Below are 21,135 nucleotides of genomic sequence, written 5' to 3' on the forward strand. Positions count from 1 at the left end.
GAGTTGGCGGCGCGGGCGGCGCTGCCGGCAAGGGTGCCGCTCGGCGTGGTTCCGGTCGCGGCGCCTGCGCCGGTGCCCGCCGGTTCGTCCGTGGTGGTCATGGCGTGGGCTCCCCCTCACGCTTGTCCGGCACGACCATCGTGCCGATGCCCTCGTCGGTGAAGATCTCCAGCAGGATCGAGTGCGGTACGCGGCCGTCCAGCACGCGTGCGGTGCGCACTCCGTTGCGTACGGCGTGCAGGCAGCCCTCCATCTTGGGGACCATGCCGCTGGCCAGCTCCGGCAGCAGCTTCTCCAGTTCCGCCGCGGTGAGTTGGCTCAGGACCTCGTCGCTGGCCGGCCAGTCCGCGTACAGGCCCTCGACGTCGGTGAGCACCATCAGCGTCTCGGCGCCGAGCGCGGCGGCGAGCGCGGCGGCGGCGGTGTCGGCGTTGACGTTGTAGACGCCGCATCCGTCGCCCGCGGCTGTGCCGTCGGCGCCCTCGGACTCGTCGGACGGGTCGGCGCTGCGTGCGATGGAGGAGATGACGGGGATGCGTCCGTCGTCCAGCAGCGCCTGGATCGCACCGGTCTCTATGCTCTCGATGTCTCCGACGCGGCCGATGTCGACGGCTTCGCCGTCGACGCGGGCATAACGCTTCGTCGCAGCCATGATGTGGGCGTCCTCGCCGGTCATGCCGACGGCGAGCGGCCCGTGCCGGTTGAGGAGATTGACGAGCTCGCGCTGGACCTGGCCCGCGAGGACCATCCGTACGACGTCCATCGTCTCGGGCGTGGTCACGCGGAGACCCGCCTTGAACTCCGACTCCAGCCCCAGCCGCGTGAGTTGGGCGCTGATCTGCGGACCGCCACCGTGCACGACGACGGGACGCAGCCCGGCCTGGCGCAGGAAGACGACGTCCTGCGCGAACGCGGCCTTGAGCTCCTGGTCGACCATGGCGTTGCCGCCGAACTTGATGACGACGGTCCGGCCGTTGTGCCGCGTGAGCCACGGCAGCGCCTCGATGAGCGTCTGCGCCTTGGGCAGCGCGGTGTGCCTGCGAGTGGGATGCACGGGACCGTTCACGAGCTGTACGCGCTGTTCTCGTGGACGTAGTCGGCCGTCAGGTCGTTGGTCCAGATGACGGCGGACTCCGGACCGGCTGCGAGATCCACCGTGATGCCGACCTCGCGGTAGCGCATGTCGACCTTGTCGCGGTCCTCCCCGACCGAGCCGTTCCGGCACACCCAGACGCCGTTGACGGCGACGCCCAACCGGTCGGGCTCGAAGACGGCGCCGGTCGTGCCGATCGCGGAGAGCACCCGGCCCCAGTTGGGGTCCTCGCCGTGCACAGCGCACTTGAGCAGGTTGCTGCGGGCGACGGAGCGGCCGACCTCGACCGCGTCGTCCTCGCTCGCCGCGTTCCTCACCTCGATGCGGATGTCCTTGGAGGCGCCCTCCGCGTCGCGGATGAGCTGCTGCGCCAGGTCGTCGCAGACCGTCCGTACCGCCTCGGTGAACTCCGTGCCGTCCGGGACGACTTCGGCGGCGCCGGAGGCGAGCAGCAGCACCGTGTCGTTGGTGGAGAGGCAGCCGTCGGAGTCGATCCGCTCGAAGGTCGTACGGGACGCGTCGCGCAGCGCGCCGTCCAGCGCGGCGGAGTCCAGGTCGGCGTCGGTGGTCAGCACGACCAGCATCGTGGCGAGCGAAGGGGCGAGCATGCCCGCTCCCTTGGCCATGCCGCCCACCGTCCACCCGCCGGAACCCCGCACCACGGCCGTCTTGTGCACCGTGTCGGTGGTCTTGATCGCAAGGGCGGCCTTCTCACCGCCGTACTCGGAGAGCCGGCCGGCGGCCTCCTCGACTCCCGGCAGCAGCCTGTCCATCGGGAGCCGGGTGCCGATCAGTCCGGTGGAGCAGACGGCGATCTCGCCGGCACCGAGGCCGAGGACCGAAGCGGCCTGCTCCGCGGTGGCGTGCGTGTCCTGGAAGCCGAGCGGGCCCGTACAGGCGTTGGCGCCACCGGAGTTGAGCACGACCGCCGACACCGCGCCGCCCTTGAGTACCTGCTGCGACCAGAGCACCGGCGCGGCCTTGACGCGGTTCGCGGTGAACACGCCCGCGGCCGCGCGGCGGGGACCGTTGTTGACGACGAGCGCCAGGTCCTCCCCGCCGCTCTCCTTGATCCCGGCCGCGACTCCCGCAGCCGTGAACCCCTTTGCCGCTGTCACGCTCACGCTTATTCTCCGTTCGCTTCGCCGCCTGCCGGCCGCGGGTACGTGCCGTGGCTCACGGCGCGGTTCCCACGGCGGGCAGGCCCAGTGCCTCGGGAAGCCCGAGGGCGATGTTCATGCTCTGCACCGCACCGCCGGCGGTGCCCTTGGTGAGGTTGTCGACCGCGCCGACGACGATGAGGCGGCCCGCGTCCGCATCCAGAGCGACCTGCAGCTGAACGCTGTTCGAACCGTGCACGTGGCCGGTCGCCGGCCACGCCCCCTCCGGGAGCAGCGTGACGAACTGCTCGTCCTGGTACGCCTTTTCGTAGACCGCTCGCAGCTCCTCCGCACCGGTGCCCGGCCTCGCCCTCGCACTGCAGGTGGCGAGGATCCCGCGGGACATCGGCGCGAGAGTCGGCGTGAAGGAGACGCTGACCCGCTCGCCCGCCGCCGCGGAGAGGTTCTGCACCATCTCCGGTGTGTGCCGGTGTCCGCCGCCCACTCCGTACGGGCTCATGGAGCCCATCACCTCGCTGCCCAGCAGATGCGGCTTGAGCGCCTTGCCCGCGCCCGAGGTGCCCGTCGCCGCGACGACGACGGCCTCCGGCTCGGCCAGCCCGGCCGCGTAGGCGGGGACGAGCGCCAGTGAGACGGCGGTCGGATAACAGCCCGGGACCGCGATGCGCCTGGACCCCACCAGCGCGGCGCGGGCCCCGGGCAGCTCAGGGAGGCCGTACGGCCAGGTGCCGGCGTGGGGCGTGCCGTAGAAGCGCTGCCACGCCTGTGCGTCCGAGAGACGGAAGTCCGCGCCGCAGTCCACGACGAGCACGCCCTCACCCAGCTCACGTGCCACCGCGGCGGACTGTCCGTGCGGCAGCGCGAGGAAGACGACGTCGTGGCCGGCCAGAGCGGCGACGGTCGTCTCCTCCAGAACCCGGTCCGCGAACGGAGTCAGATGCGGCTGAAGCACCCCGAGGCGGCTGCCCGCGTTGGAGTTGCCGGTGAGCGCCCCGACCTCGACCTCGGGGTGCGAGGCCAGCAGGCGCAGGATCTCCCCGCCCGCGTATCCGCTCGCCCCGGCGACCGCTGCTCGTACTGCCATCGTTCCCTCCTCGTCGCCAGCATGACTATACGTGGCATAGCAGTTTTATGCAAAGCCGTGAATGCGATGAGCCCGGCGGGCGTTCCGGGTCGGCACAGGGGGAGCAGGAACAGATGGAAGAGCAACCCGTACAGCCCCGCACGGTCCCGTGCAGATGAGGAGGAGGAGCGATGCGAGAACCGGTCCCCCATGCCGCGCTGCAGCAGCTGGGCGTGCTCGTGGGCGAGTGGGACATGTGGGCACTCGGCCGGAGGATGGGCCCCGTGCGGTCCTCCTTCACATGGGCGCAGGGCGGCACCTTCCTCCTGCAGCGCACCGACCTGGTGGCGCGGAGCTCCGTACCGGCCGAGTGGGAGGGACACCTGCCCTTCCCCACCGTGACCATGACCGGCTATGACGACTCCGCGGAGGGGTTCACGACGCTCTACGCCGACGGCCGCGGTGTGGCCCGCGTGTACGGGACGTCCCTCGACGACGGCGTGTGGACGATGTGGCGCGCGGCCGAGGGCTTCCATCAGCGCTTCACGGCGACCGTGGACGAGTCCGGTGGCAGGTTCACCGGCGGCTGGGAGTGGTCGGCCGACGGTACGGACTGGGAGAGGGACTTCGACGTGACGTACGTCCGGGCCGGATGAGCACCTGAGGGCGGCGGGCGGCCGGGCCAGGGCGGCGGAGCCGCTGCGGCGGGCGGTCGCCCGGTCCGGCGCCCGCAGGCATGCGTCCTTCCGCGCCGGTCACAGTCCGCCGGTCACCGCCTGCCGGACGCCGAGCGCGCCGCGCGGGCCAGCAGCAGTTCCTTCTCGCGCACGTTGCGTGCGAGGGACGCCGCGCGCTCGAACTCGGCGCGTGCTTCGTCGGTACGCCCCTGGCGCTCCAGAAGATCGCCGCGGACGCTGGGAAGCAAGTGGTAGTCCTTCAGGGCCGGTTCGTCCTCAAGGGCGTCCAGGATCTCCAGGCCGGCCGCGGGACCGCGCGCCATGGAGACGGCGACCGCCCGGTTCAGCTCGATCACCGGGGACGGCGTCAGGGCGGTCAGCTGCCCGTAGAGCGTCGCGATCGCCGTCCAGTCGGTGTCGTCGTAACGCACGGCCTGCGCATGGCACGCGGCGATCGCGGCCTGGAGCGAGTACGGCCCGCGTCCGGCGCGGTGCAAGGCGTCCAGGCCGCGCCGCATCAGCAGCCGGTTCCACCGGGCGCGGTTCTGGTCGGCGAGCAGCACGGGCTCGCCGCCGGGTCCGGTACGGGCGGGAATGCGGGAGGCCTGGAACTCCAGGAGCGCGGCCAGGCCGTGCACCTCGGCCTCCGCGGGCATCAGGCCCTGCAGGACGCGGGCCAGACGGAGCGCCTCCTCGCAGAGGGCGGGGCGCACCCAGTCCTCACCGGAGGTCGCGGAGTAGCCCTCGTTGAAGACCAGGTAGATCACTTCGAGGACGGAGGAGAGCCGGGCGTCGCGGTCGGGCCCGCCGGGGACCTCGAAGGTCACCCCGGACTCGGCCAGTGACCGTTTCGCCCGGACGATCCGCTGGGCGACCGTCTTCTCCGAGGTCAGGAAGGCACGGGCGATCTCCGGCGTCGTCAGGCCGCCGAGCAGCCGCAGGGTGAGCGCGATACGGGCGTGCGTCGGGAGGACGGGGTGGCATGCGGTGAAGATCAGCCGGAGCAGGTCGTCGTCGATGTCCTCTTCGGCCGACGCCTCCGGCCCGGGCGACGAGGGCCCGTCGCCGGGGACGGCGGACACGTCCTCCAGGGCACGGCCGACCTCCGCGAGCTTGCGGGCGTAGGTCTCCCTGCGGCGTACGAGATCGACCGCCCGGTGCTTCGCCGTGGCCGTGAGCCAGGCGCCCGGTCTGTCAGGGACGCCGGACTCCGGCCACTGCTCCAGCGCCGCGAGCAGCGCGTCCTGCGCGAGTTCCTCGGCGAGGCCGACGTCCCGCACGATGCGGGTGACAGCGGCGATGATCCGCGGCGATTCGATCCTGAATGCCGCTTCGACCGTCTCTGTCACGCTTCCTGCTGTCACGGCCCCCCATCACAGCAGCCGCCCGCGAAGCGGACAAGCGCGGCTCCGGCCGGTCAGCCCTCGTCGAGCTGCCGGACCTCGGCCGTGACCTCCCACTCCGCCGGGTGGATCTCCAGGAACCGCCTGGCCCACTCCATGGCCTCGGCCTTGTCCTTGCACTGCGAGAGCGAGTAGCCGCCGACGACCTCCTTGCTCTCGGTGAAGGGCCCGTCGGTGTAGCTCAGTTTGCCGCCGGACCAGGTGATCCGGGTCGCTTCGGACGTCGGGGTGAGGCCGGCGGTGTCCAGCATGACGCCGGCCTTGGTGATCTCCTCCAGCAGAGCGTTCATGCGCTCCTGGAACTCGGGTCCCGGAGCCTCCTCGGGGAGGTTCTGCTCGTCCACACGGATCATCGTCAGAAAGCGCGGCATGGTGACTCCTCGGTCGGGACGGCGGGGCCTTCCCCCGCCTCTCACCTGTGCGTCGAACGGGAGACGCCCGGATCGACATCCCCGGCGGAATTCTTCTGAGAATTCCCGGCGGCCGCCTCCCGAGCGTGCCGGTCACCGGTCCGCGTCACCGGCCCGTGCCCCCGCGGCGGCCCATGCCTGTGCCCGTGCCAGCATCTCGACGCCGAGACCGCTGACCATGAGCCGCTCCTTCGCGTTCGCCATGAGAGCCGCCGTCCAGCGGGTCGGGCCGCCGTCGGCGATGCTCACCGCCTCCCCGCCGGGGGTGGTCAGGCGCAGTTCGAAGCAGGCGCCCGCGTAGTAGCCACGGCCGCGGGTGCGGTCGTCGTCGAAGCCCGCCGTCACCTCGGGGTGTTCGCGGGCGATCCGCTCCAGTACGTGCTCGCGCAGCGCCGCCCGGTGCCGGCCGTCCGTCAGATCGGTGACCGAGACGTGCAGCCGCCACGAGTGGGGTGCCAGGTCCACGAGCCGCCCGAGGACGTCGATGTGTGCGGTGATGTGCTCGGCCAGCGCAGACGTCTCGAAGCGGAAGGAACCCTCGTCCCGCCCGGCCGTGCACATGCCCAGCAGCGTGAAGTGCGCCGTCATGCCGGGCGAGTCGAACATCTGAGCCCGCACCACACGGTGCACCGCCGCCAGCCGGACCGGCAGCCGGGAGCGGCGGTCCGTACGCAGCAGGTCCTGCCGGCGTACGGCGCACTCCAGGGCCAGGGCGTTCGTGGCGTCGGCGACGACTTCCGTGTTCCGGACGGTGCTCACGACCTTGTGCTGGTCGACGGTCGCCACCGCCGAGTTCGTACCAAGAGGGCACAGCGGCGACAGTGTGAGGCTGGTGAAACCGTGGCCGGCGAGGCGCCGATGGAGCAGGAGCTCCACCTCGGCGAGGGCCGCCGGGTGCACATCCGAGGGACCGGTGAACCTGTTGCGCGCGTACTGCGCCATGAGCCGGGCGGGGGTGACGGCCGCCGCGCGCCGCTTGAAAGCCGCGAGCAGCAGGGTCTGCAGGTCCGGTGGTGACAGGCGCTCGGCCAGAGCTGCCATGAGCCCGCCCGAGCGCGCCTCGCGCAGGACCCGTCCCAGATGCGGGTCCGGCTCTTCCGGCGCGGTCATCCCGTCCTCCTCGCGGTCGGCAGCCACTCCGCCTCATCGTGGCGCAGCAGCGGCCCGTGGCCGTAACGGTTTTCCGCGGGCCCGTCGTGTGCGCGCGTACGGTTGCCGCGGCGGGGCCCGCGGGCGTCGCGGTCGGCGTCTCGCGGCATGAGCTTTTCTTCGCCCGCCCATGGGCCCCGGCGCCCGGCACGGCGGCCCTGCGCTCATTCGGCTGCGTATGCGGGGACACGGGGTGCACCGAGGACGTCGGACTGCCCCCGGCCCGCTTCCCGGGGCCGCCCGGGTCCCGGTCCGCGACCGGTTCTCGCACCCGGGCACGGCACCCTGCCCCGGCCGGTCAGTTCTCCAGGTTCAGGCTCCACTCCCCCGCCCGTCCGGACAGGGTGATGAGGGAGAGCGGCTGGGCGTCGACGTGCCAGTACGACTGGGGCGGCGCCTTCAGTACGTAGCACAGCGCTGCCCGCATCACGCCGGGCTCGGTCACCGCGACGATCCAGCTGCCGTCGCCCACCGGGCGGGTGTCGAGCCAGCCGCCGATGCGCTGGATGAAGGTCATCAGGGACTCACCGCCGTGCGGCGCGGAGCGCGGGTCCGAGAGCCAGCTCTGCACGGACTGCGGCTCGCGTGCCGCGACCTCCCTGAGGGTGTAGCCGCTCCAGCGGCCCATGTCGCAGTCGCGCAGGGCGGGCTGCGCGACCGGGGAGAGGCCGAGGGACAGCCCGGTCTCCCGGCAGCGCACGGACGGCGAGCAGTAGCGCAGCTCGGCGGCGGCCAGATGGGAGAGGGACGGTCCGGCCCTTTTGACCTCGTGCCATCCGGCCGCGTCGAGGGAACGGCTGTCCCCGAAACGCACGTCGAGCACGGATGAGCTCCGGCTGGATGCCAGAAGGGTGAGGCGAAGGGCCATCCGGCGATCGTAGAGCGATCGGCGCCCGTCTTCGATAGGACATTCGTCATGCCCGCCCCTGCTCGGGGGCGTCCTCTGGTGGACACCCCCGCGCGGGAGCGGTGCAATGAAAGCGCACGTCACCAAAGCGGTCATCGCGGTCATAGCGGGGACACGCACCTGAAAGCAGCGGGCACGGGAGAGTGCGTTCGTGGAGCTGGACGAGGTGACCGACGAGTTGTACGGGCTGCGGCCGCAGGAGTTCACCGCCGCCCGCGACGACCGCGCGCAGCGCGCCCGTGCCGACGGGCAGCGGGAACTGGCGAAGCAGATCCGCGCCCTGCGCCGTCCCACGATCGCCGCGTGGGCGAGCAATCTGCTGGTACGGGAGCAGGGTGAGCAGGTCGCACCGCTGCTGCGTCTCGGCGAGGAACTGCGCGGCGCACACCGGAACCTGGACGGGGACGAGCTGCGGCTGCTCTCGCGCCGGCAGCACCAACTGGTGAACGCCCTGTCCAAGGAGGCGGAACGGCTCGCCTCGCAGGACGGCGTCCCCCTCGGACCGCAGGCGCAGCAGGAGGTGGCACAGACGCTCCACGCGGTGCTCACGGACCCGGACGCGGCGCAGGAATGGGCGGCGGGGCGGCTGTCGAAACCGCTGGCCGCCACCGCCGGTTTCGACGCCGCGGCGCGCGAGGTGGCTGAGGCACCTGCCTCGGCCCGCAGGAGCGGGAAACCTGGGCGGAAGGGGGCGAAGGAGCCGCAGAAGGCGAAGGCGGGCGGCGGGGCGAAGCAGCGGACGGGCGCCGACGGCGGCGTCAAGGCTCCCGGCGGGACCGGAGACACCGGAAGGACCAGGGAAACCACGGAAGCCAGGGAGTCCCGGGCCGCCCGGGAAGCCGCCCGAAGGACCGCACGGGAGGCCGCCGATGAGGCACACCGGCGCCGGCGGGAGGCGGACGCGGCGTCCGAGGAGGCAGCGGCGGCACGCGCTGCACGCGAGGAGGCCGAGGAGCGGGCAGAGCGGCTGCGCGGTGAGATGCGGGAGGCCGAGGAAGCCCGTAAGCAGTCGCGGAAGCGCGAGCGGGAAGCGGACCGTGCCGAGCGGGAGGCACGGCGCCGTGCGGAGGCCGCCGAGGCGGCGGAGGAACGCGCCCGCCGGGAGGCGGCGGGTACCGGCCGGGAGGCGGGCGCGGCCCGCGGCGGACGGTGAGGCGGGCTCACGCTCCGCCCGGCGTCACCGGCATGCCCGTCCTCCCGCGGCCCTGCGTGCGCCGGAGCAGGCCGCTTTCCCGGCGCCCCGGGGTCCCGTACCGGTCACCCCTGCCGGGGCCGTTCGCGGACCACGTCCCGTGGCCGCTTGTCGTGGCGCAGCCCGAGGAAACGCGGGTGCCGCAGCCTCCCGTCCCGCGTCCACTCGGTGAAGCCGGTCTCCGCGACGAGTTCCGGTGCGGCCCAGTGCGCCCCCTTCTCGCGCACCGGGTCGGCGAACGGCGAGCGCCGCGTGGCCAGTTCGTCCAGCCTGCGCCGCAGGTCGAGCAGGGTGGCCTGGTCGTAGCCGGTGCCGACCTTGCCCGCGTAGCGCAGCCGGCCGTCCTCGTAGTAGCCGAGCAGCAGCGCGCCGAACCCGGCTCTGCTGCCCGCGGGTTCGGTGAAGCCGCCGATGACGAACTCCTGCCCCTTCGCGCACTTCAGCTTCAGCCAGTCCGGCGAACGGCGCGTCACATACCGTCCTTCGGCGACCTTGGCGATGAGTCCCTCCCAGCCGCGGCGGCACGCCTCGTCCAGCAGACGCTGCCCGCCCTCGTTGCGGTGGGTGGTGAATCGCAGCGGACCGCCGAAGCTCAGCGCCGCGCGCAGCAGCGACTTGCGGGTACGCAGCGGCAGCGCACGCACGTCCGTCCCCTCCAGCCGCAGCAGGTCGAAGAGGTAGTAGGTGACGGCGACCCCGCTGGCGCGCGCCTGATGCGGATCGGTCAGCTGCATCCGCTGCTGGAGCCGCGCGAAGTCCGTGCGGCCCTCGCTGAACGCGACGATCTCGCCGTCGACGGTGAAGTCCGGGCAGTCCTGCGCGGTCAGGGCGTCGGCGATCTCCGGGTAGGTGCCGTTCAGGGATCGGCCCGTACGGGAGAGGAGCCGCACTGTTCCCCCTTCGCGTACGGCGAGGACACGTACGCCGTCGAGTTTGCGCTCGAAGATCCAGCCGCCGCGGGCGAACTCACGGCGGTCGCTGAGGGTGGCGAGCATGGGGCGGGCGGCGAGTTCCGCGCCCGGGGCCGCCTCACGGAGCCTGCTGCGCTGCTCGGCGGGCAGCCGGTCCAGCGGTGTGCTCATCGCTGCTCCCAGGTTCCCGTGGCTGCGGGGGATTCCGCCGGTCCCGTGGCCGGCATGGCCGGCTCCTCACTGTCGCGGGTGGCAGGTACCCCGGCAGGTACGGGCCATGCGACGGTCACGCCGTACGCGCCCGCGCCCGGTTCCCGGTGCCCGCGGCGGCCGGACAGCCCGCAGCGGGCCGGTCAGCCGAGCACTTCGTCGCAGGCCGTGCGCAGCCGCCGTACCCCTTCGGCGATCTCGCTGCCGCCGGCCGCCGGCGCGAAGCTCAGGCGCAGGTGCCGGGCGGCGGGCTCGGCGGCGAAGTAGGGCCGCCCCGGGGCGACGGCGACTCCGGCGCGCAGCGCGGCGCCCGCGAGCGCGTCCTCGTCAGAGCCGTCCGGGAGCCGGAGCCACAGGTGGTAGCCGCCGAGCGGCGCGTGCGCCACGGGCAGGCCGGGCAGCTCACGCGTGAGGGCGGTGAGGAGGACCTCGCGCCGCTCGCGCAGCCGGGCGGCGACGGTGCGGAGGTGACGCGGCCAGGCGGGCGCGCCGACGAGTTCGAGCGCCGCCTCCTGCAGCGGCCGGGAGACGAAGAAGCTGTCCACCGTCTGCACGGCGCGCAGCCGCTCCAGGGCAGGCCCGCGTGCCGAGAGCGCCCCGACGCGCAGGCTGGGCGATGTGGCCTTCGTCAGCGAGCACAGGTGCACGACTCTGCCGTCCGGGTCCGACGAACGGAGCGTCGGCGGAAGCGGGCCCGCGTCCTCGTGGGCGAGGTGACGGGCGAAGTCGTCCTCGACGACGAACGCGCCCGCCTGCCTTGCGGCGCGCAGCACGGCAGCGCGGCGTTCCGGACCGAGCACGGCGCCGGTCGGGTTCTGGAAGAGCGGCTGGCAGACGAAGACGCGTGCGCCGCTCGCGCGGAACGCGCCTTCGAGGAGCCCGGGCCGCACCCCTTCGGTGTCGACCGGCACCGGGACGGGACGCAGACCGGAGGCGCGCGCGGCTGCGAGCAGCCCCGGATAGGTCGGGGACTCGACGAGAACCGCGGCACCGGGCGCGGCCAGGGCCCGCAGTGCGGTGGTGACGGCGCTCTGGCCGCCGGCGGTGATCAGTACGTCCGCGGCCGTGACGCTTCCCTCGGGGCCGCCGATCTCGCGCGCGAACCAGCCACGCAGCTCCTCCACGCCGGGCACCGGTGGCCGGTCCCAGGCGCCGGGCCTGCGCCCGGCGCGGGCCAGCGCGGCGGCCAGCGCCCTCTCGGGCCGCAGGTTCGCCGGCAGGTAGCCGCCGCTGAGTTCGATGACGCCGGGCGGCGGCTCGGCCAGCGTGGCCAGTACGCCTTCGGCGTCGACGCTGCGCGGCACCTGGTCCGCGGAGGCGTCGGCACTCAGCGCGACCTCCTGCCAGGAGGTGTCGCCCCTCTCGGGGGGTGCCGCGCCGGTGCCCGCCCGGAACACCCCTGCGCCGGGCCGGGTGACGACGAGGCCCTCCGCTGCCAGCCTGGCGAGTGCCCTGGAGACGGTGACCGGACTGACCCGGTGCCGCTCGACCAGCAGCCGGCTCGACGGCAGCTTCTCACCGGCAGAGTAGCGGTCCATCTCGCGACGCAGGGTTCCTGCCAGTTCAGCCACGCTGCTACGCTCTTGCATGGAAGCAGAGAATAGCGCTACCGCGCGCGAAGCGATAGCAGTTCCGGGTGCGGCTCGGGCACACACAGCCGGGACCCCGGCCCGCGCCGGGTCAACCTCCGGCCCGGCTGGCACGGAGGACCCCGCACCGTCTCATGCTCAAGTGACCCGGCAGCGGGGCGGCGGACTCGTCCTCGCTTCCCTGGGCGTCACCTGCTTCTCCCTCACGCTTCCCGCCACCGCGTGGGCGCTCGAAGGCTTCGGCCCCTGGTCTGCGACGTCGCTGCGGGTCGTCCTCGCCGGCCTGGCCGCATGCCTGCTGCTCGCCGTGCTGAGGGTTCCCGTACCGGCCCGGCGGCACTGGCCGTGGCTGGCCGTCTCCGCGTCCGGCGTCATGATCGGCTTTCCGCTGCTGACGACGCTCGCGCTGCAGACCTCCTCCACCGCGCACGTCGCCGTCGTCGTCGGTCTGCTGCCGCTCACGACCGCGCTGTACTCCTCGCTGCGTACGGGCTCCCGGCCGTCCCCCGTCTTCTGGGCGGCGGCCCTCGCGGGTGCCGCCGCCGTGCTGGCCTTCGCCGTGCACGAGAGCGGCGGCGTCCCCGCCACCGGCGACCTCTACCTGGTCGCGGCCCTGCTGCTCTGCGCGGCGGGCTACGGGGAGGGCGGCCGGCTCGCGCGTGAACTGTCGGGCCTCCAGGTGATCGGCTGGGCGCTGGCGGGCTGTCTGCCGCTGGCCGTTCCCGCCGCCCTCGTCTCACTGCTGGCCGAGCCCGCGCATCCGACCGTGCACGCGGTGGCCGGTCTGGCGTGGGTGGCCACCGGATCGCAGCTGCTGGGACTCCTGCTGTGGTACCGGGGCATGGGCCTCGCCGGTGTGGCACGGGCCAGCCAGACGCAGCTCGCGCAGCCGCTGCTCACGCTGGCCTGGTCGGTGCTGCTGCTCGGCGAGCACCTTCCGCCCGCCGCTCCCGCGACCGCCGTCGCCGTGCTGCTCTGCATCGTCGTCGTGCACAGAGCCCGTACATGACGGAGCACGGACAGCCCATCCGGCTTAGACTTATCTGTACGGACAGCACACCACGGACTGTACGGATATTCCGGTGCATCCCCTGCGAACAGGAGGGCCCTCCTGATGCGAGCGAACACGGGCGACCGTCTGCTGGTGCACGGCCGGGTCGTGGGTGAGCACGACCGTGAGGCGGAGATCGTCGAGGTGCTCGGCAGGGACGGCGAGCCGCCGTTCCGCGTGCGCTTCGAGGACGGGCACGAGGCAGTGGTCTCACCAGGACCCGACTCCGTCGTACAGGAACGCAAGTCCAAGCATCACGCCTGACCGGCCGCGGCACCGCCGGGGCCGGAGGTGCGCTGCGGCAGCTTGCCCCTCGCCGGCCGCTACCGCCGCCGCGGATAGTGGTCGGCGACGACGCGGTCCATCGCGCCGATGGTGTCCTCCGAGACCTCCTTGGCCGAGAAGAAGGCATGCCCCCGCACCTCGGGCAGTGAGTCGCAGTACGTGAGGTGGCGCGAGAGTTCCGCCGGGTCCTGCCACGGCTCGGGCTGGGCGGGGTCACCGGCCTTGTAGAGGGCTTCGCCGATGAAGAGCCGCGTCCGCGTCCCCCGTACGGTCTCCGCCCACCACGGAGCGAGCTTCGAGTAGTCCGCGACCTCGAAGCCCATGTGCCAGTAGAGCTGCGGGATGACGTAGTCGATCCGGCCCTCGCGCACCCACTTGCGGGTGTCCGCGTACAGGTCGTCGTACGTCTGCACCTGCGCGGCGCTGTCCGAGCCCGCGGGATCGCTCGACTTGTTGCGCCACACGCCGAACGGGCTGATCCCGAAGGGCAGCCCCGGCCTGATGCGGCGGATGCGCCGGGCCGCCTCCTCCACCAGCAGGTCGATGTTGTCGCGGCGCCAGGCGGCCCGGTCCGGGAATCCCCTGCCGTACTCCTCGTACGCGGCGTCGTCGTCGAAGGTCTCCCCCTCGACCGGATAGGGGTAGAAGTAGTCGTCCCAGTGGACACCGTCGATGTCGTAGCGCCGCACCGCGTCGAGCATGGCGTCCTGCACGAAGCGCCTGACCTGCGGCAGGCCGGGGTTGTAGTAGAGCTTGCCGCCGTAGCGGACCACCCAGTCCGGGTGGCGGCGGGCCGGATGGGAGGCCACGAGCTTCCCCGGGTCGTCGTGGAGTGCGATGCGGTACGGGTTGAACCACGTCTCCACGGCCAGACCCCGGCGGTGCGCCTCACGGACCACGAAGCCCAGCGGGTCCCATCCCGGGTTCTTGCCCTGTACGCCGGTGAGCCACTCCGACCACGGTTCGTGCCGCGAGGGCCACAGCGCGTCGGCGGTCGGCCTGGCCTGGAACCAGACGGTGTTGAGCCGGCGGCGCTTCGCGGCGTCCAGGTGGGCGAGCAGCTCGGCCTGCTGCTCACGCGGCGTCAGGTCGGCGGCGCTGGGCCAGTCCCGGTTGTCGACCGTCGCGATCCACATGCCGCGCAGTTCGCGGTCACCGCCGTCGTGGCCGTATTCCGGGGCCCGGCGCTCCCGTGCTCGCTGCCGTTCCTGCGCCGTGGCGTCGAGGTTCGAGGAGCCGGCCACGCCTGTCAGCGCGCCTGCCGAACCCGCCGCGAAGCTTCTGCGTGTGATGCGCCGCATCGGCTTTCCCTTCCCCCTTCGTCGTCGCCCGGGGCTTCCGTACGCCCTCTCCAGGCCTCCCTTTCATGGTCGCTCCGCCGGGCCGGTGGTCGGTGGCCCTCGCCGGTGCGCTCCCGCACAACGGAGTGGTGGAGACCAATTCGACGATGCTCCCGTGGCCGTGGCGCGCGTACAAGTCCCCGCGCGGGCTTTCGCCCCCGCCCCGCGAGGCGGGCGTCGTCGGGGGTAACGTCGTGGGCGGCGTGGGAGCCACCCCCGTACACATTCCGGGGGAGGGACAGGGCTGTCCCTCGGGGGGGCCGTTCCTCCAGGGCCGTCACGCCCGTCACGCCTGGGACCAGAGGATCAGCGAAAGGCACGAGGTGACGGACATCGAACGCGTCGGAGTGGTGGGCTGCGGCCAGATGGGCTCGGGCATCGCCGAGGTGTGTGCACGGGCCGGACTGGACGTCATGGTCGCCGAGACCACCGGCGAGGCCCTGGAGCTGGGCCGGACACGGCTGGCGAACTCCCTCGGCAAGGCCGCGGAGCGCGGAAAGATCACCGAGAACGAGCGGGACACCACGCTCGACCGGCTCGCTTTCACCACGGACCTCGGCGACTTCGCCGACCGCGACCTCGTCATCGAGGCCGTGATCGAGAACGAGCAGGTCAAGACGGAGATCTTCCAGGTGCTCGACCAGGTCGTCACCCGGCCCGACGCCGTCCTCGCCTCCAACACCTCCTCGATCCCGCTGGTCAAACTCGCGGTGGCGACCTCACGCCCCGACCAGGTCATCGGCATCCACTTCTTCAACCCCGCGCCGGTGCAGAAGCTCGTCGAGATCATTCCGGCTCTCACCACCGGGGACGAGACGATCAAGCGGGCGGAGGCGGCCGTCACCGGCATCCTCGGCAAGCACACGATCCGCGCCCAGGACCGCTCCGGCTTCGTCGTCAACGCCCTGCTGATCCCGTATCTGCTCTCCGCGGTCAGGATGTTCGAGTCCGGGATCGCGAGCCGCGAGGACATCGACAACGGCATGGAGCTCGGCTGCGCGCACCCGATGGGACCGCTGAAGCTCACCGACCTGATCGGTCTCGACACCGTCGCCTCGGTCGCCGACTCGATGTACGCGGAGTTCAAGGAGCCGCTGTACGCCGCTCCCCCGCTGCTGCAGCGGATGGTGGACGCGGGACGCCTCGGCCGAAAGGCGGGCGCGGGCTTCTACGCCTACAGCTGACGGCTCGTGGCTCCTGCCCGGGCTACGGGCAGGAGCACGCCAACGGCACGTACGCGTCCGCTCGTCCGGGCGGCGGATCGTGCCGCGGCCCGTGCACACTGCAGCGGTCGTTGCGCAGCGCGAGCAGAGCGACGTCGTCGGGAAGACGGCCGCCGGCGTGCCGCAGCAGGGACCGGCGCACATGGTCGACCAGCTCCGCCGGACCGGCCGCGCCCGCCGCTGCGGACCCGTCCCCGCGCGCCGCCCGGCGGCCGCCTCGCGCTCTGCGTCCGGCGAGGGCGGCCGTGAGCGCCTCGGGCAGCGGGAAGGTCCTCCCGTCGGCGTCACGTGCGTCCTCGGCCCCGTCGGTGTAGAAGAACAGCGCCTCGCCCGGCGGCAGTTGGAGATGCCGGGGCTCCGGGCCCTCCGGCGGCAGAGGCAGCATCCCGAGCGGCGGGACCGGTTCGGCGGTGGAGACCAGTTCGCTGCGGCACTCCCCGCGGGGACCGGGAACGAGCCGGTACGGCCAGGGGTGACCGCAGTTGACGGCGGTGACCGTGCCGTCGGCCCGCACCTCCAGCAGCAGCACTGTCACGAACTCCTCGTCCACGGGCTCCGCTTCGGCACTCACCTCGCCCGTACCCCCGCCTGAGCCCGGCCGTTCCGCCCGGCCCGCGCACGCGTACCGGCGGGCCGCGAGATGCCGGTCCAGCGCACGCTCCAGACGGTGCGGCACCCGCTCCAGACGCGGTTCGTCGTGTGCGGCCTCGCGGAAGCAGCCGAGCACCGCCGCGACCGTGCTGACCGCTCCGAGCCCGTGGCCCCGCACGTCGCCGATCACGACACGCACTCCGTGCACGGTGGCCACCGCGTCGTACAGGTCCCCGCCCACGGCCGCACCGCGGGCCGCCGAGAGATATCCGGCGGCGACGGTGAAGCCCTCGATCCGGGGCGGCAGCGGTCTTATCAGCGCCTGCTGTGCGGCGGTCGCCACCTCGCGGGTACGGGCGAGCTCGTCGGTGAGGCGTGCGCGCCGCCGCACCGTGTAGCAACTCGCCATCGCCACGCAGACGATGGCCGCACACATGCCGGCTCTGCTGCCGATGTCCTCGTAGACCGGTACGGAGCCCAGCGGATAGAGGGCGATGAGCGCGCAGCCGCCTCCGAGCCACACACCTGTGCGTGCCCCCGTGCCGGCGCACGCCAGCGCGGGTGTTGCAGCCAGCAAGGCCACGCAGTGTGTGCCCTCGGGCAGCACGAGCTCCAGCAGCAGCACGGCCGCGGCCCACACGGCCGGCACCGCGAAGACCGCCGCCCTGCGCACGCTCCGCGGGCTTGCGGAGACCTTCGGCTGTGCCTTCGTGGCCTCCGCGGCCTTTGCCGCCTTTGCCGCCTTCGCGGCCCTAGCGGCCTTCTCCTCGGCGAGGCCGGGGCTCGTGACGCCTGCGCGCGATGCCTGGTCTCCGGTCATACGGATGGTCCCTCCGGCCTCCGGGACGATCGCGCGCCCCGCCCGTGCTGCTGTCCGACTCCCCTCCCCCCGCAACCCCCTGCGACCAGCACGATGGTGTCCGACCCGACGACCGGGATGACCAAGGTCCGGCATTCCTCACACGATTGAGTGAGCCGGCGCGTGACTGTGCGGTGCCATGTCCCGCGTACGGCCGTCAACGGCCCGGCCCCTGGCGGGAACCAGGGGCCGGGCCGGGAGCGCGGATGTGTCCCAGGACGTGCCGGAAGACCACCTCAGGGCCGTCTCAGGACGTGTGTCAGGACTGAGCCGGAGCCTCCGCTCCGCGCAGCACCGCGCCGGTGCGCTCGACCGCCGAGGCGACCGCGGAGTCCCGAGCCGCCGAGGCCTCGTCGGCCGTCAGCGTGCGGTCGCTCGCGCGGAACCGCAGCGCGTACGCCAGCGACTTCTTGCCGCCGCCGACCTGTTCACCGGTGAAGACGTCGAACAGCCGCACCGATTCGAGGAGTTCGCCGGCGCCCTCACGCAGGGCGGTCTCCACCCGTGCCGCCGGAACGGACTCGTCGACGACCAGTGCGACGTCCCGCGTCGCCACCGGGAAACCGGACACCCGCGGAGCCGGCACGACCCCGCCGCCCGCCTTCCCGACGGCGTCGAGGTCGAGCTCCATCGCACAGGAACGCTGCGGCAGCCCGAGGGCCTTGACGGCACGCGGGTGCAGTTCACCGGCGTACCCGACCAGCGTCCCCTCGCCGTCGCCGTCCGGACCGCCGACGTGGAGTGCCGCGCAGCGGCCGGGGTGCCACGGTTCGTGCCGGGCGCTGCGCACGGTGAGTTCGGCTCCGGCCGCCCGCGCGACCGTACGGGCGGCCTCGATCGCGTCGGCCCAGACGGACGGGCGGCCCTCGCCCCACCAGCCCGGCTGCTCCCGGGGGCCGGCGAGCACCGCGGCGGCATGCAGCGGCTGGCGCGGCAGCGCCGTCTCCAGCGAGGCGATCTCCTCGTCCGCGGGACGGGCGTCGACGCGGAGCCTCGCGGCCCGGGTCTCGCGCCCCGTGGGCAGGAAGACCAGACCGGTCTCGAAGAGGGCGAGCCCTCCCTGACTGCCCTGGCTGCCGCGGCCGTCGTTGCGTCGCAGCGCCGCGAGGAGGCCCGGCAGCAGCGTGGTGCGCAGCGACGGCTCCTCGTCGGAGAGCGGGTTGACCAGCGTGACCGTACGGCGGCGGGAGTCCTCCTGCGACAGGCCGAGCTGGTCGAAGGAACCCTGCCCGACGAAGGGGTAGTTGAGCGCCTCGGTGTAGCCGGCACCGGCCAGCGCACGCCCGACCCGGCGGTGCAGACGCTGCCGCTCGGTCAGGCCCCGGCCGGCGGGCGGCCTCGGCAGGGTGGAGGGCAGGTTCTCATAGCCCTCCAGGCGGATGACCTCTTCGGCGAGGTCGTTGGGGTCGGTGAGGTCGGAACGCCAGGACGGCACGGTCACGGTCAGCTCGTCCTGCCCGTACACGTCGCACCCCACCTGGAGCAGATGGTGCACGACCGTCTCCCGGGCATAGCCGACGCCCGCGACCCGGCCCGGGTGGGTTGCCGGGATCTTGATGGTGTGCGGCCCGTGCGGCGTGACGAACCCGGTGACTCCGGGGTCGGCACTGCCGCCGGCCAGCAGCACCAGCAGGTCGACGGTGCGCTGGGCGGCCGCCGCGGCGGCCTCCGGGTCGACGCCGCGCTCGAAACGGCGGGACGCCTCGGAGGAGATCTTGTGACGCCGGCTGGTACGGGCGACGGTGACGGGATCGAAGTGGGCGGCCTCCACGACGACTTCGGTCGTCCCGCGCCACTCACCGCTCTCCGGGTCCTGCTCCGGGTCGGCGATCTCGCTGTTGCCGCCGCCCATCACACCGGCGAGGCCGATGGGCCCGGAGTCGTCGGCGATGACGAGGTCTTCGGCGTCCAGCTTCCGCTCCGTGCCGTCGAGGGTGGTGAGCCGCTCGCCGGGGGTGGCCCGGCGGACCGTGATCGGACCGTCCAGCCGGGACCGGTCGTAGGCGTGCAGCGGCGAACCCAGCTCCAGCATCACGTAGTTGGTGATGTCGACGGCCAGCGAGACGGGCCGCATGCCCGACTTCTGCAGCCGCCGCTGAAGCCACAGAGGCGATGTTGCCTCCGGCCGCAGACCCGTGACGACGCGGGCGGAGAAGCGGTCGCAGCCCTTCGGGTCCGACACGTTCACCTGGAAGCCCTGGGCGTTGGGCGTGGGCACGTCCAAAAGCGCGGGGTCGCGCAGCTGCTGCCCGTACGCGGTCGCCGTCTCCCGCGCGATGCCGCGCATCGACAGGCAGTAGCCGCGGTCGGGGGTGACGGCGATGTCCAGTACCTCGTCGACGAGTTCGAGCAGCTCGACGGCGTCGGCGCCCGGCTCGTACTCCGGCGGGAGCACGATGATGCCCGAGTGGTCCTCACCCATGTCCAGCTCGGCGGCGGAGCAGATCATGCCCTCGGAGACCTTGCCGTAGGTCTTGCGGGCGCTGATCGCGAAGTCGCCGGGCAGCACCGCTCCGGGCAGCACGACGACCACCTTGTCGCCCACGCGGAAGTTGGTCGCGCCGCAGACGATGTTCTGCGGTGCGCCGGTCCCGTTGGCCTCCCCGACGTCGACCTGGCAGTAGCGGATCGGCTTCTTGAACTCCGTCAGCTCCTCGATCGCGAGGACCTTGCCGACGACGAGCGGTCCCTTGAGCCCGGCACCGAGCCGCTCGACCGTCTCGACCTCGAGGCCTGCGTCGATCAGCTTCGCCGCGACGTCCCGGCCCGTCTCGCCTGCCGGCAGCTCTACGTACTCCCGAAGCCACGAAAGCGGGGCGCGCATCAGATCTCCATCCCGAACGGCCTGGTGAAGCGCACGTCACCCTCGACCATGTCTCGCATGTCCTCGACGTTGTGGCGGAACATCATCATCCGCTCGATCCCGAACCCGAAGGCGAACCCGCTGTACTTCTCCGGGTCGACCCCGCAGGCGGTGAGCACGCGGGGGTTGACCATGCCGCAGCCGCCCAGCTCGATCCAGCCCTCGCTGGAGCAGGTCCGGCACGGGTTGTCCGGGTCACCGACGGACTCGCCGTGGCAGCGGTAACAGACCATGTCCATCTCGGCCGACGGCTCGGTGAACGGGAAGTAGTTGGGACGCAGCCGGGTGTGCACGCCCTCGCCGAACAGCTCCCGCACCATGTGGTCGAGGGTGCCCTTGAGGTCGGCCATCGTCAGGCCCTCGTCGACGGCGAGCAGCTCGACCTGGGTGAAGACGGGCGTGTGCGTGGCGTCGAGTTCGTCGGTGCGGAAGACCCGGCCGGGGCAGATCACGTAGACGGGCGGTTCGCGGTCGAGCATCGTACGGATCTGCACCGGCGAGGTGTGCGTGCGCAGTACGACGCCGCTGTCCCCCTCGCCCGTGCCTTCCGCCGGCCCGTCTTCGCCGCCGTCCTTCTCCGGCCGTACGAAGAAGGTGTCCTGCATCGTGCGCGCCGGGTGGTCGGGGGCGATGTTGAGGGCGTCGAAGTTGAACCACTCCGCCTCGGCCTCGGGGCCCTCGGCCACCTCGTACCCCATGGCGACGAAGATGTCCTCGACGCGCTCGCAGAAGGTCGTCAGGGGATGACGGGCGCCGGAGGGCATGCGCTCATAGGGCAGCGTGACATCCACTGCCTCCTCCACGAGGACGCGCTCGTCGCGCTCACGTTCCAGTTCCTCCTGCCGCTGTTTCAGCGCCTGACCGACGGCGCCGCGTGCCTGGCCGACGCGCTTGCCGGCCTCGGCCTTGGCGTGCGGGGGCAGGGCACCGATCTCGCGGTTGGCCAGCGCCAGCGGGGACCGGTCGCCTGCGTGCGCCGCCTTCACCTCGCGCAGCGATTCGAGATCACCGGCGGCTGCGACGGCGGCGAGCGCCTCGTCCTTCGCCCGGTCGATCACTTCCGGTTTGAGTGCCTCGACCTCGACGGGGTCGTAGGACTTATTGGGTGCGGACATCTTTTCCCGTACTTCCGATCGGATCCGGCTGCGCGCGAGGGGCTGGCCCCGGCAGCCGAGTCTAGATGGACGGGCCTGCGGCC

Annotated in this window: 19 protein-coding genes; 5 read left to right on the top strand and 14 right to left on the bottom strand. The window is 72.6% G+C overall.

Features of this window, described 5'->3' with window-relative positions; translation table 11 throughout:
- Positions 1-97 precede the first annotated feature (97 nt).
- The 3 genes from argB to argC are packed head-to-tail and all read right to left on the bottom strand — an operon-like array spanning position 98 to position 3,298.
- Positions 98-1,054 carry an acetylglutamate kinase gene (gene argB / locus AN215_RS01995; protein ID WP_070012748.1) on the bottom strand — a complete coding sequence of 319 codons (957 nt, stop codon included), beginning with the start codon at positions 1,052-1,054 and terminating at the stop codon, positions 98-100.
- A gap of 8 nt (positions 1,055-1,062) precedes the next feature.
- Positions 1,063-2,217, bottom strand: coding sequence for a bifunctional glutamate N-acetyltransferase/amino-acid acetyltransferase ArgJ (argJ, locus tag AN215_RS02000; RefSeq protein WP_070012570.1), 1,155 nt, complete (start codon positions 2,215-2,217; stop codon positions 1,063-1,065).
- A 52-nt stretch (positions 2,218-2,269) separates the two neighbouring features.
- The gene (gene argC / locus AN215_RS02005; RefSeq protein ID WP_070012569.1) at positions 2,270-3,298 is read right to left on the bottom strand and encodes an N-acetyl-gamma-glutamyl-phosphate reductase; all 1,029 of its coding nucleotides are present in this window, start codon (positions 3,296-3,298) and stop codon (positions 2,270-2,272) included.
- A gap of 170 nt (positions 3,299-3,468) precedes the next feature.
- Between argC and AN215_RS02010 the strand changes: the two genes are divergently transcribed.
- A complete protein-coding gene (locus tag AN215_RS02010) occupies positions 3,469-3,933 on the top strand; it encodes a hypothetical protein (RefSeq protein WP_070012568.1) in 465 nt (154 codons plus the stop codon).
- A gap of 113 nt (positions 3,934-4,046) precedes the next feature.
- On the opposite strand, the gene AN215_RS02015 is transcribed toward AN215_RS02010, so the two are convergent.
- The 5 genes from AN215_RS02015 to AN215_RS02030 form a co-directional block, all read right to left on the bottom strand.
- Positions 4,047-5,303 carry an RNA polymerase sigma factor gene (locus tag AN215_RS02015; protein WP_107374255.1) on the bottom strand — a complete coding sequence of 419 codons (1,257 nt, stop codon included), beginning with the start codon at positions 5,301-5,303 and terminating at the stop codon, positions 4,047-4,049.
- 68 nt (positions 5,304-5,371) lie between these two features.
- Complete coding sequence (locus AN215_RS02020; RefSeq protein ID WP_070012566.1) at positions 5,372-5,728, bottom strand: YciI family protein; 357 nt, start codon at positions 5,726-5,728, stop codon at positions 5,372-5,374.
- 132 nt (positions 5,729-5,860) lie between these two features.
- Positions 5,861-6,877, bottom strand: coding sequence for a hypothetical protein (locus AN215_RS02025; RefSeq protein ID WP_139140679.1), 1,017 nt, complete (start codon positions 6,875-6,877; stop codon positions 5,861-5,863).
- Positions 6,874-7,026 (bottom strand): hypothetical protein, encoded by a 153-nt coding sequence (locus AN215_RS30000; RefSeq protein ID WP_216094076.1) that lies wholly within the window; start codon positions 7,024-7,026, stop codon positions 6,874-6,876. The genes AN215_RS02025 and AN215_RS30000 overlap by 4 nt, the downstream gene beginning before the upstream one ends.
- A 188-nt stretch (positions 7,027-7,214) precedes the next feature.
- Entirely contained in the window at positions 7,215-7,784 is a 570-nt protein-coding gene (locus tag AN215_RS02030) for a histidine phosphatase family protein (protein WP_070012565.1), read from the bottom strand.
- Between the two features lie 190 nt (positions 7,785-7,974).
- Here AN215_RS02030 and AN215_RS02035 point away from each other — a divergent pair, with 190 nt between their 5' ends.
- Positions 7,975-8,976: a hypothetical protein gene (locus tag AN215_RS02035; RefSeq protein WP_070012564.1), complete on the top strand. Its 1,002-nt coding sequence runs from the start codon at positions 7,975-7,977 to the stop codon at positions 8,974-8,976.
- 104 nt (positions 8,977-9,080) lie between these two features.
- Here AN215_RS02035 and ligD read toward each other — a convergent pair whose 3' ends face one another.
- Together ligD and AN215_RS02045 are read right to left on the bottom strand one after the other, a co-directional pair.
- On the bottom strand, positions 9,081-10,097 hold the full coding sequence (gene ligD / locus AN215_RS02040; RefSeq protein ID WP_070012563.1) for a non-homologous end-joining DNA ligase: 1,017 nt from the start codon (positions 10,095-10,097) through the stop codon (positions 9,081-9,083).
- A gap of 182 nt (positions 10,098-10,279) precedes the next feature.
- Positions 10,280-11,725: an aminotransferase-like domain-containing protein gene (locus AN215_RS02045; RefSeq protein ID WP_070031089.1), complete on the bottom strand. Its 1,446-nt coding sequence runs from the start codon at positions 11,723-11,725 to the stop codon at positions 10,280-10,282.
- On the opposite strand from AN215_RS02045, the gene AN215_RS02050 reads away from it, so the two are divergent.
- Positions 11,724-12,734 (top strand): DMT family transporter, encoded by a 1,011-nt coding sequence (locus tag AN215_RS02050; protein WP_070012562.1) that lies wholly within the window; start codon positions 11,724-11,726, stop codon positions 12,732-12,734. The two genes, AN215_RS02045 and AN215_RS02050, sit on opposite strands and share 2 nt — an antisense overlap.
- Positions 12,735-12,839: 105 nt before the next feature.
- Positions 12,840-13,040, top strand: a complete 201-nt coding sequence (locus AN215_RS02055) for a DUF1918 domain-containing protein (protein ID WP_070012561.1) — start codon at positions 12,840-12,842, stop codon at positions 13,038-13,040.
- A 59-nt stretch (positions 13,041-13,099) separates the two neighbouring features.
- Here AN215_RS02055 and AN215_RS02060 read toward each other — a convergent pair whose 3' ends face one another.
- Positions 13,100-14,362 carry a glycoside hydrolase family 10-like protein gene (locus AN215_RS02060; RefSeq protein ID WP_070012560.1) on the bottom strand — a complete coding sequence of 421 codons (1,263 nt, stop codon included), beginning with the start codon at positions 14,360-14,362 and terminating at the stop codon, positions 13,100-13,102.
- A 362-nt stretch (positions 14,363-14,724) separates the two neighbouring features.
- Between AN215_RS02060 and AN215_RS02065 the strand changes: the two genes are divergently transcribed.
- Positions 14,725-15,585, top strand: coding sequence for a 3-hydroxybutyryl-CoA dehydrogenase (locus tag AN215_RS02065; RefSeq protein WP_070012745.1), 861 nt, complete (start codon positions 14,725-14,727; stop codon positions 15,583-15,585).
- Between the two features lie 22 nt (positions 15,586-15,607).
- Here AN215_RS02065 and AN215_RS02070 read toward each other — a convergent pair whose 3' ends face one another.
- From AN215_RS02070 to pheS, 3 genes are all read right to left on the bottom strand, one after another.
- Complete coding sequence (locus tag AN215_RS02070; RefSeq protein ID WP_070012559.1) at positions 15,608-17,035, bottom strand: PP2C family protein-serine/threonine phosphatase; 1,428 nt, start codon at positions 17,033-17,035, stop codon at positions 15,608-15,610.
- Between the two features lie 298 nt (positions 17,036-17,333).
- Positions 17,334-19,898, bottom strand: a complete 2,565-nt coding sequence (gene pheT, locus AN215_RS02075; protein WP_070012491.1) for a phenylalanine--tRNA ligase subunit beta — start codon at positions 19,896-19,898, stop codon at positions 17,334-17,336.
- Positions 19,898-21,052, bottom strand: coding sequence for a phenylalanine--tRNA ligase subunit alpha (gene pheS, locus AN215_RS02080; RefSeq protein WP_070012490.1), 1,155 nt, complete (start codon positions 21,050-21,052; stop codon positions 19,898-19,900). The genes pheT and pheS overlap by 1 nt, the downstream gene beginning before the upstream one ends.
- Between the last annotated feature and the right edge of the window lie 83 nt (positions 21,053-21,135).

This window comes from Streptomyces abyssalis (genome assembly GCF_001751365.1).
Taxonomy (GTDB): Bacteria; Actinomycetota; Actinomycetes; order Streptomycetales; family Streptomycetaceae; genus Streptomyces; species Streptomyces abyssalis.